The sequence below is a fragment of the Croceicoccus estronivorus genome (assembly GCF_001625325.1).
Taxonomy (GTDB): domain Bacteria; phylum Pseudomonadota; class Alphaproteobacteria; order Sphingomonadales; family Sphingomonadaceae; genus Caenibius; species Caenibius estronivorus.
In genome coordinates this window covers 38857-53853 of record NZ_JRQQ01000004.1, presented here as the reverse complement: position 1 = coordinate 53853, position 14997 = coordinate 38857, and the positions used below count along the sequence as shown (strand labels likewise).

Below are 14997 nucleotides of genomic sequence, written 5' to 3'. Positions count from 1 at the left end.
TGCCTCAGCCTCCGATCCGGAGCCTGGCCAATTCTTGCATTCCCGGCCCATCACGGTGGATCGACGTATCTGCCGGATCAGGCCGCCACAGCACGCGTATTGCCCCCGGAGCGATGCCCCGGCTGGCCAAAGCGCTTGTGATCGCAGCGATCCGCTGATCGGTAAGCGCATCACGCTTGCCGGGTTCAAAATTCTCTGTGTCGCGCGAGACGATCAGGACATTCACACCGCCTTGCTTGGCCGCTGCGGCGATCTGATCGATCCGTGAAAGCGCTTCGCCGCCAAGCTGGGAAGAACCGAATTCAAAACCGATCTGCGCGTCCGCACCGCTGGTCGATGCGCTCTTCGAGCCGCCATCGTTCACAACCGCACCGGCATTGGCCCGGATCGGTGGAGAAGCGAATTCACTTGGCGGGTTTTCGACGGTGCGAAGCTCTTCAGCAGGCTTGGTCGAGAAACGGCCATCTTCCGTGCGCATGACGTCGCAGGGCTTGTAATCAACCCCGGTAACTGCGGAAACGAGCCGAACGACCCCTTCTTCCAACGCCGCGCGAATACCGAGCTGCAACGGCTCCTGCCCACGCGCCCCGATGTTGATATCGAACAGATCGCTGCCGAAGAAGCGGAACACGTCCGTACCGACTTCATAGCCGGTAAACTGCTTGGCCAGGCTCACCGTCTTGACGACCATGAGAGTCTTGGTGTCGACAATCCGCAGATCGACGGCGACCTGCTGGCTGTAGGTACGACCCTTGCCGCTGATCTGGTTCACGCCGACTTCGAAACCGCCCGAACGGATATCGTAATTGACCTCGGTGATCCCGCCGACGATGAAATAGTCGGAACGCTGGATGGTACCACCAAAGTAGGGCAGCCACGGAACCTGCTGCGCCCCGTTCGGCCCACCAAGCTCATGAATCTGGCCATCCCCAAGTTGACGACGATCGATGTAACCAAGCTCACGTTCGGCAATCGAAGGATCGAAACGCTCCGCGATCCGCACTGCGCCCGAAAGCTTGCCCAATGCCGAATAGACCATCAGGGCGCCGCCCTGGGTTATCGCGTTACCTTCATTGAGAGAATACTTGCCTGTGAAATCCTTCACGTCGCCAACGCCGATGACCACCGGGGCCTTGCGAAGTGCCGCGACATGATCGGCAAAACACGAAATAACCCCTTCCATAGGGGTTACGTTATCCCGCACCGGCGGGCCGAGAACGAGCGGCAATTCGCCAGGCGCTACCTTCTGCGCCGCAGGAATGGTGCATCCGGAAAGAAGCGCACCAAGTGAAAGGAACATCGTGCCATACCAAGCACGCGACCGCCGACGATGCGAACCTCCCGCCAAAACTTTTTCTGTCATGTCAGCCCCTTAGTTCAGCACGTTAGCGAAATGACAGGCGGTGCTGCCGTCGACACTGGCCGATTGATCGCCACTGTTCGTCTGCGTCGAGTTGAGAGCCTGCTCCGGAGAGCCGCTCACATTCGCGCTCACCGAACCATCGACCGAAGCCTTGACGCTGCCGTCGTTGTCCTGGTCGTTGGAGGCTTGGCTATCCCCGCGCCATCCCCCGATGTCGGTGGTATTGTCGTTGCCGGTTGCGTTGGAAGTAGGACCCGAAGTCGTCGGCGAATTCGCGAGGTTGGTATTCGTCCCCTCATTGCCCGTAGCAGTCGCCGAAACGTTGCAATTATATTGCCGCTCAATATTCGTGATGTAAGTCGGCGGTGAATAGTAACCGCTCTTCTTCTTCTCCAGCATGTCCAAGACTGCCGCCTTGTTCACCTTGTCGGCAGATGTGTCGAACTGCCAAGCCCAGTTCTCACCCACGTTGTTCGCAAGCGCAGGCGTCGAAAGAAGGCTGGACGATAGAAATATCGCAATTACGCAATTACGTAGCATTATTTATCCCCTGATATGGCGGGATCTATTCAAATAGAGCGGAAGATCGAGTCAAGAGTCGGCTATCCAACAATCCCCGCATAACGCTCACGCAAACAGGCGCACAGCAACGCGCCAACGCCAAACAACGCTATCCCCAAAGACATCCGCGAAGGATATCTCGCGGATGTTTCGTTGCGATTGTCATGCAGGAATTTTGTAAAACCGACTGCCCCCTCCATTAGCCCTCGGATTAACTAAACATCGCGGCATATGGGGGCTCTCCACAATATGTGGACATTACGGTATAGAGGTGAATTGTGGGTTCACAATGGATTGGGAAATATGGAAAAATTTGTGTAAATGGTTAAATTTTCCATAATCAGCGGAAGGTTAACGTCAAGCAGCGCCGATACGGCGGCTATCGTGCGGAAGGCCGATTTTGATGAACTTGTAAACTGCCCTGGATAACGGACTTGGGACTGCAACAATCGCCAGCTAAGCTGGCTTCGCGATATTTACCTGCAGACCGATGGAGTACCGGAAAGCGGTGCTTGGAGCACCCTGTTCCCGCCGCATTCAGGCTCACCTGCGAGTAGCAGCAAGCCGCCTTCGTCATACCGTTTTTATACGGTAGGGTGCATTGCATATTATTTATTCCAGTCATTATTAAAGACCGGGTTGTAAATTGATATTGCATCGAGCCAGAAATACGATGCGGGAGATAAGCAATGATGGGCTTTTGCATAGAAGTCCCGGCAAGCCGGAACCGCTTTTCGGGTGCCATATATATTTCCGCAGTGCGTGACGGCACCCTATCCCGTATCAGTGCCAGCGATCTCCCGCTTACGGTCGATTGCAAGCCATGACCGGGCAAAGCCACAAGGCACGCGAGCCCAGACAGAGAGTGTTCCTCGAAGCGAACCTTCTGTCCGACATGAGCGCGCAAAAAGCCCGCGTCCACAATGTCTCGTCGCACGGCATGATGCTCTCGTGCGAGTATCCCCCACCCACCAGATCATATATCGCTATCCGTCTCGATGGCCGCGAACTCGCGGGTCGCGTAGTCTGGACCAACAGCCAGGAAATCGGCGTCTTTACACGCGAGCGGATTATCCTGGGCGGCTCCAAATTTCAAACCATCGCCATAGATGCATCGACCGCACCTGGTGTTCTCCGACCACGCGAACCTTTGGATATCGAGCGCCAGCAACTGACCCAAACGGTTTCGCGCTCCCTGCAGTGGGTGGCTGTGACAGGTGCCGGAGCAACGCTTGCATTTCTTATTGCTCATACAATCGCTCAGGATTTCCTGCTGCTGAGCGACACCGTCGGGAGCGCCATTGCCAGAAACTGACGTTTCGTACCGGCATGCGCTCAACAGGGGGAAAAGACGGCCATGACCATATCACCCAAGCCAACTTCGCGAAGTGGGAGCAGAACATTTCCCTCAGGCGATGGGGAGCAGGAATATCCACCCGGCGCTCAAGCCACGACTCCCGAGCTGCTGAATATGCTGCCGCACGGTGTGGTCCTTTTCGACGCGCAGGGCCACGTCACCTTCGTCAATGACCGCTATCGCAGGATGCATGGCTTTGCTGAAGATGAAATCCGAACCGGGGTTCCGTTACTCGATCTTTTCACACGACGGCATCTCGCGAATGTTCCTACGGTCCGCGAAATTCAGTATTGTCGGCAACTGCAAAATTCGCTCTCTCCCGCACAGGAAGTGACGGGCGACATTATGGCCGACGATGGCCGGACCATTCACTTCATCAGCACCCCCCTTCCATCGGGCGGGTGGCTGGTGACGCATGAAGACACCACACAACAACAGTTGGCCAGACAGCAGATCGAACATCTGGCACGGCACGATTCATTGACGGACCTGATCAACCGTTCCGCATTGTGCGACCAACTGGACGAAGCACTGGAACGCCGACCTCCATCCAAGCTGATTGCCGTACTCTTTCTTGATCTGGATAATTTCAAGACGACCAATGATGCCTTGGGGCACAACATCGGCGACCAGTTGCTGAAGGAGGCCGCTGAACGCATCCGCCATTGCAGCCGCCGCTCGCACGATCAGATTGCCCGCTTCGGGGGTGACGACTTTGCGATCGTATCGACCGACCTCTCCAGTCCGGCCCAAGCCGCAGCATTGGCGGAACGTGTGCGTCAGTCGCTGCGGAACCCGTTCAATCTTCAAGGCCACCTTGTAGAAATCGACGCCAGCATTGGCATAGCCCTTGCCCCGCAGGACGGGTTGAGTGGCGAAGAGCTTTTCAAGAAAGCCGACCTCGCGCTCTATCAGGCGAAGCGGAGCGGGCGCGGGGCATGCACCTTTTTCGAAAACGGGATGGACACCAGAATGGCCGCGCGCCGCAATCTGGAAATGGAATTGCGATCCGCCTTCGCCAGGAGTGAATTCGAAGTCCACTACCAGCCGCTGCTGTGCCTGGCGACGAACCGGATCACTTCCTGTGAAGCGCTGATCCGCTGGAACCATCCCACGAGGGGGCTCGTCGGGCCAAGCGAGTTCATATCCGTCGCCGAAGAGATCGGCCTGATTAACAATATCGGCGATTGGGTCATGAATACGGCCTGCCTCGAAGCTGCGAAATGGCCAAAGGAAGTGATGGTATCCGTCAATGTTTCCGCAGTGCAATTTCGCAGCCGCGATCTGATCAATTCCGTTATTTCCGGATTGACAGCGTCGGGCCTGCCGGCCGGACGTCTGGAGTTGGAAATTACGGAATCCGTTTTGCTCGACGATACGGAACAGACTCTCGAGATATTGGCGGAATTGCAGAATATCGGTGTCCGGATCGCCATGGACGATTTCGGAACCGGTTATTCCTCACTCAGCTACTTGCAGAAGCACCCTTTCAACAAGATCAAGATCGATCAGTCGTTCGTTCAGGGTTTGTCGACTAGCGGAGAGGCCAACGCGATCGTCCGGGCCGTAACCAATCTGGCCGAAAGCCTGCGAATGGACACCACTGCGGAGGGGGTCGAAACGGAAGGACAGAAGGCTATGGTGACTGCCCTGGGATGCAGCGAGATTCAGGGCTTTATCTTTTCGAAAGCTGTCCCGGCCATGCAAATTCGCGATTTATTGCGTCAGCACCGCTCCCACGCCTGAAACACGCATCTGTGCCCGACGGACCCGACGCCATGCAATACCGAAACGTGAAAGGCAGAGTAAAACTACTCCTCCTCCGTGGGCATCTCCGAGCGATCCATAACCAAAGTAAAGATTGCGCCGCAAGGTGAGGCATTTGCAACTACAATCGTGCCCCCGTTTGCCTCTATGATCGTCCGTGTGAGAGGCAATCCGAGCCCGAGCCCCCCTCCTTCACTTTGTCCGACCCGGTCAAATGGGTGATCGAGTTCTTCCGGCCCAAATCCGTGGCCGAAATCCCTGACAGTCACAGCAATGCGCTCACAACCATCTAACGGTTCCGACCGCAGGATGACCTCCTTTCGTTCACTCTCCCGCGAAGCGTGGATCGCATTGCGGAACAGATTGACCATGACCTGCTCCAATTGCACCTCGTCGGCCATCACATGGCTCGCCCCCTCACCGAGATCGAGCGTAAACACGACATCGTGATGCTCCGTCGCCTCAATCAGCCTGACGGCACGAACAAAGACGCTGTGAAGTGAGACGCGTGCCCGATTTGCCCGACCCGAACGAACCAGAGATCTCATGCGGCGAATGACATCCCCCGCCCGCTCGACTTCATCTGCGGCAGCCTTGAGCAAGCGTCCTGCATTGGCGTTGCTTTCGTTCAACAGGCTAGAAGCCGCCGCGATGTAGTTGCTCACTGCCGCCAGAGGTTGATTCAGCTCGTGTGCAACGGTCATGGCCATCGTATCCATGGCGTTAATTCTTGAGGCGTGAAGTAACTGACGACGCAGCTGCTCCGCATCGATCTCCGCCATGTGCCTGGCCGTCACGTCATAGCCGACTGCGATAACTCCCGGTTCACTGCCATATCCGAGATGCACGGGCTGAAAGACGAAGTCGACGTAGCGAAGAGCCTCTTCCCTGGTTTCGGGGTGGCGCAAGGTCATTTCGACATCGGAACCCACCCATGGCCGGCCACTCTCGTAAACCTGTCGGAGAATATCGAGAAAACCCTGCTCTTCCATCTCTGGAACAGCGTCTGCGACAGTCATTCCGATCAACGGCCGGCCACCGAGAAGTCTTTCAAGGGCGTTGTTCGCGTAGACAATCCGGAATTCAGGGCCCACCGCGAGGGAGAAAAAGACCGGCGCCTCGGCGAAAAGCCGGTTGAGACGGTGGTTTTCGATCCGCAAGATCTCTGAATCCCGCCGCACCCGCGTAACATCCTGAATATCTATCAGGACTCCCGCCGGCAGGCCTCCTTCACCCGGAATGGGAGTGTAGCAGAACTGATAGTATACAATCTGGCCCGGAATATTCCCCGTCCGGAGTGCCACGTCACTGCTGCCGCAAGGAACACCCTCAAAGGCCAGCCTCACCTGATCGCGAATGCGTTCCCATATCTTCGGGCGGAATTCAGGGAATGGCATGCCAATGCCATCACCACTGTCATCCTCGAAAAGCCCCATGACGTTGTCGTTGTAATAGGTGGTGAAATCCCTGCCCCAGAGGATCACCTTCGGCGCTACCGAGCGAACGAGTATCTGGATCGACAGGTGGAGTGCTGTGGAGGAAAGCGCCGCTTCCCGTGTATCCCAACGCAGCTTGCGGATACGTTCGACACAGACACCCCGGCAATCCTCAAATCGCAAGCTGGCATTCCCGCAACACCGCCTTAAGCTCCATGAGATCCACCAATTGGGTCAGCTGCAATTTGTTCATCATGTCGAGACGATAGGCCTCGACCGTTCGAGGGCTCAACCCATGCAGTTGGGCGATCTGTTTGCTGGTCAGCCCATTCACCACACCTTCGAATACCTGTCTCTGGCGGGGGCTCAGCGACAAAAGGAGCCTTCGCGCCATTCTTGCGCGATCCGATTTCTTGACCGTCTCATGCAACATCTGAAAACCGTCTTTCAGGGTCGCCTGCAGCACGTCGTTGGAAAACGGCTTTTCAAGAAAATCGAACGCGCCAAGCCGCATTGCCCGCACGGCAAGGGGTATCTCCCCATGCGCGGTCATGATGATAACCGGCCAATAGCAGTCCGCCGCACGCAAGTCCGACAGCAAATCAATACCACTGCGATCAGGCATACGAATATCGACAAGCAAGAGGCCCGGCTGCAAATTGTCCAACGCATCGAGAAGGTTCCCTGCGCCAGAAAATGGGTGCGCGGAAATCGAGTTCGCCTCCAGCAACTCCACAAGCGACGCTCTGACCCCCGCATCGTCATCCACCACGTAGACGATGGAAGATCGTCCCGCCTCTTCGAAACTCATCTTCTTACCCGCACCCTTGCGCATATCCTGAGGAACCATTCTGAAATTCAGTACCTTCCCCAAGACAACAATAAGCCGCGATCTCACATACCGTACCAATACCGCAGGGCCATCGTCCGCCGGGAAACGGAGCAACTCTCAGCCGGGCTGCGGCAGCCGCACGATGGAAAACCAGAAGCTTTCGATCCGCGCGACAATGTCGAGGAAACTCGAGAAATCGACCGGCTTCGAGATGAAGCAGTTGGCGTGTTCTTCGTAAGATCGAATAATATCGGCTTCCGATTCCGATGATGTCAGGACAACGACCGGTATCATCAGCAGATTGGGCTCTTTCTTGATTTCGGCCAGCACCGAATGACCGCTGAGCCCGGGAAGGTTGAGATCGAGCAGCACGAGGTCAGGCCGCGGCGCATCGGTGAACGCACCACGCTGATGCAGGAAATCGAGTGCATCCCTCCCATTCGTTACTGCCTGCAAATTGTTGGCGACCTTGGCTTCCTTCAAGCCTTCCTGAGTCAGCCTGATATCGGCCGGGTTATCCTCGACGAGCAAAATCTCAATCGCGCGCGGTGCAGTATCCAGCATCAGACGGGTTCCTCATCCTGTTGTTCTGGCAATGTGAAGCGGAAGATCGAGCCACCATTGGGGGCAGATTCCACCCAGATCGTGCCACCATGCAATTCGACGATACGTTTGCAGGCAGCCAGGCCGATACCGGTGCCTTCGTAGATTTCGCGGCTGTGCAGGCGGGCGAATATCTCGAATATCTTTTCGCGAAATTCGGGCTCGATGCCGATACCGTTATCGGCAACCGAAAATTCCCACATATCGCGCGTTTGTTTTGCCGATATCCTGATGCGCGGTGGGGCATTTCCCCTGAACTTGATAGCATTGCCGATGAGGTTCGTGAACAACCGTTCGATCTGGCCAGCATCGGCCTCAATCGTCGGCAGAGAGCCAATATGGACCACTCCATCTACCTGCTCGATCTGTTCACGTAGCATCGCGAGCAAACCCTCCACCGTTGCGCGCGTATCCACCTGTCGGACATTCAACGGGCGGTTACTGACACGCGAGTAGGACAACAGCTCGTTGATCAACCGCTTCATGCGGCGAGCACCATCCACCGCATAACCGATGAATTCGTCTGCATCGGCATCAAGCTTGCCTTTATAACGGCGCTCGATCAGCCCCATGTAGCTATCGACCATGCGCAACGGTTCTTGCAGATCGTGCGACGCTACGTAAGCGAACTGCGTCAATTCCTGGTTCGAGCGGGTGAGTTTCGCGTTGGATCGAGCAAGCATCTCATTCGCCTTTTCCAGCTTCTGCTTCTCCGCGGCGAGTTCTTCCTCTCGCGCATCCACCTTCTCCACCATGGTTTCGAAACTGCGGGCAAGCACACCGACTTCATCGCGGCGCGTTCCGATACGCTGAATGTCCACCCGGCGGTCACCATGCGCCACGGCCACGGCCATATCGCTGATTTCCTTGAGCGGCCGAGAGAGCACCTTGACCAACCAGGCAACAGCAACCAGGCCCAGCACAAGGACGACTGCCGCCGCTAACGCAGCGCGATTACGCACGCTTGCCATGCTTGCCGCCAGTTCATCCGCCGGCGACATCTCGCTTATGACCACATAATGGCCGGTGTCATTCGGATCGTAATGAACCTTGGTCGCAACAGCCAGAACCTTCCCCGCCGGGCCATTGACGATCCCGGCGAACTCCGGTGCTTTCCCTGTGACGAAACCTTTCAGTGCCGGAAACTCGGCCTGTATCAGATATCGGCGGCCAAGCTCGAAACCGAACCTCTTTCCGACCTCCGGATGGTCCAGATAATCTCCATCCTGATTGGTTAGATAGAAATCGATCTGACTGGATCCTGGCCCCTCGATGATATCGAAGATTCGACCCATATCGACGTTGATGACAATAATCCCCAACAGTTCTCCCGCTTCAGAGAAGACCGGGGTTGCAGCCCTGATTACCGGACGATTGGGAACTTCGATCCTGCCATGCTCCTGATTGAGATCGATGCGGGAGAGGTAAACTTCCCCCTTGGCCATCTTTAGGGCATTATGGACGTAGGGCCGACTGATTTTCTGCTGGAGCGCATTATCGGGCACTCTGAACAGCGTGCCGTCACGCAAACGATCGACACGAACGATCTCCCGCCCACCAGCACCGATCAATCGAACCTGCATATATTCCGGCCGCGCTTCGAGCATACCGGCAAAAATGGTCGACAGCCGATCATGCCACAGACGCTCTGTCGATCCATCGAGCGGGTCCACACCCCCTCTCGCACTAGCGCGAAATATGCCGAGTATCGGAGGCGTCCTGGCAAGCAGCAACGTATCCTGACGCCCGAATTCGATGCGCGAATTGAAACGCGAAGCGGAAACCTCGACACTCCGGGCAAGGCGTTCGGAATCTCGCTCGATCAGGATATCCCTGCTTCCGCTATAGATGTAGGCCGTCAACGCGACGATGGACAAGAGCCCGATAAAACCGGCAGCCAGCGCAATCTTCGTCGCAAGACCAAATGCGGACGGCTCGATGCGTTTCATACTGCGTCCCTAGCGGCCCAGCGCCCGGGATATCTTGTCGGCGTTATCCATGTCATGGCCCGCTTCGAGCCCGAGGCCATAACCATTGCGCACTACTCCGCCCATAACCAGTTCTTCGCAAAGCTTGGCGGCGCTGATCGGGCGAGAGAAATAATACCCCTGCAGGTAATCGATCCCGATTTCAGTCAGCAATTTCACTTGTTCAGCGGTTTCCACGCCCTCCGCCACCGTTTTGAATTCAAGCTTGCGCGCAAGATCGATGATCGCTTCCATGATGGGTCTTGTCCCCAGATCCTCTGCCAGTCTGGAGACGAAGCTACGATCGAGCTTCAGATGCTTCAGTGGCAAATCACGGAGAAGCGAGAGCGAGGAATAACCGGTCCCGAAATCATCGATGTGAATGCCGATCCCGACATGCATCAGTGCTTCGAGGCCACGCCGTGCACCGTCGATATCTTGCATGAAAGTGGACTCGGTTATCTCGATATTGAACAACGTGGGGCTAAGCCCTCGCCGCTCGATTGCCCTGGTGAACTCCCCAGGAAAGCCCTTGTCCTTGCACTGGATTGGGGACACGTTGATGGAGATCGGAACCACGGGGACTCCGGTCGACAGCGAGCGGCTCATGAATTCGCAAGCCTGTTCGATCATCCTCATGCCAAGATCGGCTATCCAGCCGTTCTCCTCGGCAATGGGAATGAATTCCGCCGGCATCACGATCTTCCCGTCGCGCGTCCGCCAACGTGCGAGGCCTTCGGCGGACACGATTTCATGGGTCTTGCAATCGACGATCGGTTGATAGTCGAGATAGAAGCCGGGAGTGGCCATATCGCTGACCATCGCCCGTTTCAGCAGCAGCCGGCGGCGTAATTCATGGTGAAGAGATTCGTCATACAGGCAAATGGAAGCCCGGCCTTCCTTCTTCGCCTTGTACATTGCGAGATCTGCGTGGGTCAGCAACTCGTCGGAATTTTCCACTCCTGAGGGGAACAAGGCGATTCCCACGCTGGACGAAATCTCGATCGGCCGACCATTGATTTCCGGAACAGCAGCAATAGCTTGGGTGATCTTCTCAGCGATCTCAATCGCTCCCTCAGGCGATTTCAGATTGGTCGCGATCACTGCAAATTCGTCGCCCCCAAGACGGCCGACCACATCGGTCTGCCGAATGGCATCACTGATTCTGGATGCGACCGTTAGGAGGAGTTCATCGCCTGTGCTGTGCCCGAGCAAGTCGTTGATTTGCTTGAAATTGTCGATATCTATGATCAGCACTGCGCAGTGGAGCTCGGAACGCAACGCATTTTCCATGATGAGCGGCAACGCCTCCAGCAAGGCGCGGCGGTTCTTCACCATTGTCAGCGGGTCCGTGGCCGCCAGATAGACCAGTTCCGCCTCCAGCTTCTTGCGCTCCAACGCATAACCGATGGAGCGCCAAAGGGAGCGCGGCCGGATTTCGTCTTTTTCAAGATAATCCGCGGCACCGAACTTCAACGCGGATATGGCGACAGCCTCTTCATTCTGGCCGGTCAGGATAATCACCGGAATGTCCGGATAGAGGGACTTGAGCCTCTGGAGACCATCGAAGCCTGCCGCATCAGGCAAACCAAGGTCCAACAGGATCGCATGCATGGCGTTCCGCTCTGCGGTGGCCAGCAACTGCAGTCCTTCTTCCAGAGTACCAGCCAGGAGCACTTCGCAGAACGCCCCGGTGCCTTCCGCACCGGCCGTCAGGGCGAGTTCAGCAAGACGCCGATCGCCCGGATTGTCTTCGATGACCAGAACGGAGAACTCGCCATGTCCAGACGAAGCCTGGCCTCCCCCACTGGCCTGTTGTACATCGCCCATATACATCTCCGCGAATGCACAATGAATTCAAAATGTAAGGTACTGATATAAATATTATTCGATAATGAAGGCTTAATGCCGATCAACCAAATTCATCGTCATTTTGTAGATAAAGTTGAATCCGAAATTAGATATAATTTCAACGGAGTAATGCCCCATATTTCGACCACTACGGCCAAATGGGGATAGATATATAATCAATTTCCGGAATTAGGCTGCGGCCGCCTTCGGCTGCCCCACCCGGTTCGGACGAACCGCCTGGAACGCATTCGGATATCTTTCGTCGAACTGGACTCCAAAACGGATACCATCCACCCAGCGGATCACACCTGACCGGGGGCTGTCATGATCCATGTGGATTTCGACCCTGCTGCCGACCGCAACCGGCCCGTCAGCCTCCAGCATGGCACCACTTGAGGATACATTCCGCACCGTGCCGGGGACAACCGTCCCCCCGCAAAGAATGTCGGCACTCCGCAACACGACCATGCGCGGTTCACGCCGGGTCATTTCAAAGCCTTCGGCAGGAATGGGCAGGCGGTTCTTGGCGAAGGAACGCGCTTCCGTTGCTGTCAGCGTCGGGCCATAGACAAAGCCTTGGACCTGCGAGCAGCCAAGCTCTTTCACCAGCTTGAGATCGTTCAGCGATTCCACGCCTTCGGCAGTCGTTGCCATGCCCATGCTCTTGGCTAATGCGATAATCGTCCCGACAATAGCGCGCTTCTGGCTGTCCGGCACAGACAGCCCATTGACGAATTCGCAATCGATCTTGATCTTCGAAAACGGTGCCTTGAGCAGATATTTCAGGCTCGAATATCCGGTTCCGAAATCATCGATGACCCATTTCACGCCCAGGTTATGAACCTGTCTCAGAATTGCCTGAGTAGTCTCAGATTCTCCGAGAAATATGTTCTCGGTAATTTCAATCTCCAGCCGTTCCGGGGGCAACTGGCTTTGGGCCAGGCTGCTCACGATAGCGGTTGTCAGGCCCGGACTGCCAAATTGAGCCGGAGAGATATTCACTGCCAACGCCAGACGATCCGGCCAATGCGCGGCTTCCGCGCATGCTTCACGCAATATCCACTGACCAAGCCGGTCGATCAGGCCCGCAGTCTCGGCCAGAGGAATAAATTCATCAGCAGCGACCTCACCCCGTTCAGAGTGAATCCACCGGGCCAACGCTTCAAACCCGCATAGTCTGTCAGTCGCGGCATCGATAATCGGCTGATACTGAACCGACAATTCACCGTTTTCGATTGCCTTGCCAAGGTCAATTTCCAGCTGCCTGCGTTCCAGCGCATGGTCCAACAGCGTCGTGTCGAAGAAGCGATGCTTGCAGCCGCCCCGGGCCTTTGCCGAATAGAGGGCAAGATCTGCATTTCGGACCAGTGCATCCACCGTATCCCCATGCTCCGGCCCAACCGCAATCCCGATCGCCGCACCGATGGAAACCTGCAATCCGGAAATATCGTAAGGCGCGCTCAGATTACGGACAAGTTCGCCTGCCAGCCCATCCAGCCGGTGGCGGTCCGAAATCTCGTGCAGGACAACGCCGAACTCGTCCCCGCCAAGCCGGCCGACAAAGCCAGTCGAGTTGATGAACATCTTCAGCCGTTCGGCGACCTGCCACAACAATTGATCGCCAACCTGATGGCCAAGAGTGTCATTCGCCTGCTTGAACTTGTCGAGATCGATCAGCAGGAGGGCTGTCGCGCCACGGCCGCTACGTTGCCCGCACAGCATCAGTTCCAGCTTCTCGTTGAAGCAGGCCCGGTTCATCAGCTTCGTCAATGCGTCGCGCTCTGCCGCATCCAGAAGCCGCTCCTGGCTGCGAGAATAATCGGTGAGATCGAGCCCGATACCGACGAAACCCGCAAAGTTACCCGAGGAATCGTATCGCGGCTGCCCGGATATCGACAACCGATGAATACCATCCTTCGAACGGGCGCAAATCACCACTTCACCGAATGGCGCCTGCATGTGGTGATGCCTCTTCAGCACTTCCGTACCGAAGGCAATTTCCCGCATCTGCTCCTTGTCACACTTGACCCCAGCCCCGACGAGGGACCAGATCGGGCGTTGCAGCAACGCGTCCCGACCCACGCCGAGCGTCGCGAACAATTCTCCACTCGCCTGAGTCAGGTTGCCAGCAACGTCTGCCTGCCAGACGAAGCTGCCATCCAGTTCCGACATCCGGGCAAATCTCTCCTTGTGCAGGTCCATCCGCGTCTTCGCCCGCGTGAAGCGGACATGCGCGGAAATCCAGATCGCCCCCAGGCAGAAAAACAACGGAACCGCCAGCGCGCCGAGAGGCAATGGCTCTCGACTGTATGTGATTTGAGTAACTGCAAAGCTGCCCAGGAACACGATTTGCGCCAGCGGGAACGCCGCAAAAATCACGAGGCCGATAATTACACAACCAAGTGTGGGGGTAAGTCCTACCGGATGGACGAAGGCCCCCGATGCACTCCCCAGAAGAACCCCGGTGGCTGCGACAGCCAAAGTGACGACTCTGGCTGTCCGAATCTGATCGTTGCGCAATCGTCGGCCCAAAATCCAGCTGCCATTCATTAGCGACGACGAAACGAACAAACTTGCTACAGTCCAGATCACGCCGATTATATTGGTGACCGGCCAGTTCTTCACCACCAACATGAGCGTGAACAGAAACGATGCCCCACCCATGAGAGGAAGCAAGGGGCGCAGCACTTCAATGCACTGCGCCGTGTAAGACAGTTCATCCGCTGAACTGTGCCTCGGAATCCGGATGGCTGAAAACCAGTTGGTTTCCGCAAATCCCGCATTGATATACGAGAGCCAATTCTTTCTGTCTGGCATCGATTGCCTCCAGTCGCACACTGCGACCCCTGTTCGTGCATTTCCCCTTTTGATTAATATGACACAATTAATGTAAACGAATTCTTCCTAGAGAATTCACTTCTTTATTTTAGACGTAAAACGCATCCGACAATTTTGTGATTAGCGAAAAATTTCAGATGCATGACGATAAGGGATCCACATGTGGCAAATGCGCATTTTTCCCATTGCCATCACGCAATCACAGAGGTTTATGGGGCATTTCGGAGAGAAACACTGGCGCAATGTACGCGCGAAAATATCTTTATCCACATTTGAAATTAATATAGCGAGCCTCGGGAACCATCATATACTTTCCGGACGCGAACAGCAGCAAGTATCGGTGGGCTTGGAAGCCTACTTGGCTGTTCAATGCGAGCACTTGATCCGGCGGATTGCGCATACGAATGAACGCAATCCGCCGG

10 protein-coding genes are annotated in these 14997 nt (G+C 56.0%); 2 read left to right on the top strand and 8 right to left on the bottom strand.

What is annotated here, in order from left to right; translation table 11 throughout:
* Positions 1 to 4 precede the first annotated feature (4 nt).
* Together MB02_RS07895 and MB02_RS07890 are read right to left on the bottom strand one after the other, a co-directional pair.
* A complete protein-coding gene (locus MB02_RS07895; RefSeq protein ID WP_235829462.1) occupies positions 5 to 1363 on the bottom strand; it encodes a CsgG/HfaB family protein in 1359 nt (452 codons plus the stop codon).
* A 9-nt stretch (positions 1364 to 1372) separates the two neighbouring features.
* Positions 1373 to 1903 (bottom strand): hypothetical protein, encoded by a 531-nt coding sequence (locus MB02_RS07890; RefSeq protein WP_067535224.1) that lies wholly within the window; start codon positions 1901 to 1903, stop codon positions 1373 to 1375.
* Between the two features lie 844 nt (positions 1904 to 2747).
* On the opposite strand from MB02_RS07890, the gene MB02_RS07885 reads away from it, so the two are divergent.
* Together MB02_RS07885 and MB02_RS07880 are read left to right on the top strand one after the other, a co-directional pair.
* Entirely contained in the window at positions 2748 to 3239 is a 492-nt protein-coding gene (locus MB02_RS07885; RefSeq protein ID WP_067535220.1) for a PilZ domain-containing protein, read from the top strand.
* A 42-nt stretch (positions 3240 to 3281) separates the two neighbouring features.
* On the top strand, positions 3282 to 5027 hold the full coding sequence (locus tag MB02_RS07880) for a putative bifunctional diguanylate cyclase/phosphodiesterase (protein WP_082826062.1): 1746 nt from the start codon (positions 3282 to 3284) through the stop codon (positions 5025 to 5027).
* A 65-nt stretch (positions 5028 to 5092) separates the two neighbouring features.
* Here MB02_RS07880 and MB02_RS07875 read toward each other — a convergent pair whose 3' ends face one another.
* The 6 genes from MB02_RS07875 to MB02_RS07850 all read right to left on the bottom strand — a co-directional run bounded on the left by MB02_RS07875 (position 5093) and on the right by MB02_RS07850 (position 14554).
* Positions 5093 to 6667, bottom strand: coding sequence for a PAS domain-containing sensor histidine kinase (locus MB02_RS07875; RefSeq protein WP_067535213.1), 1575 nt, complete (start codon positions 6665 to 6667; stop codon positions 5093 to 5095).
* Positions 6657 to 7334 (bottom strand): response regulator transcription factor, encoded by a 678-nt coding sequence (locus MB02_RS07870; RefSeq protein WP_082826061.1) that lies wholly within the window; start codon positions 7332 to 7334, stop codon positions 6657 to 6659. Before MB02_RS07870 ends, MB02_RS07875 begins: the two co-directional genes overlap by 11 nt.
* A gap of 99 nt (positions 7335 to 7433) precedes the next feature.
* The gene (locus MB02_RS07865) at positions 7434 to 7880 is read right to left on the bottom strand and encodes a response regulator (protein ID WP_067535209.1); all 447 of its coding nucleotides are present in this window, start codon (positions 7878 to 7880) and stop codon (positions 7434 to 7436) included.
* A complete protein-coding gene (locus MB02_RS07860) occupies positions 7880 to 9868 on the bottom strand; it encodes a sensor histidine kinase (protein WP_067535206.1) in 1989 nt (662 codons plus the stop codon). Before MB02_RS07860 ends, MB02_RS07865 begins: the two co-directional genes overlap by 1 nt.
* Before the next feature lie 9 nt (positions 9869 to 9877).
* Entirely contained in the window at positions 9878 to 11716 is a 1839-nt protein-coding gene (locus MB02_RS07855) for a putative bifunctional diguanylate cyclase/phosphodiesterase (RefSeq protein ID WP_170304674.1), read from the bottom strand.
* 210 nt (positions 11717 to 11926) lie between these two features.
* Positions 11927 to 14554 (bottom strand): EAL domain-containing protein, encoded by a 2628-nt coding sequence (locus MB02_RS07850; protein ID WP_067535200.1) that lies wholly within the window; start codon positions 14552 to 14554, stop codon positions 11927 to 11929.
* Positions 14555 to 14997: the final 443 nt, after the last annotated feature.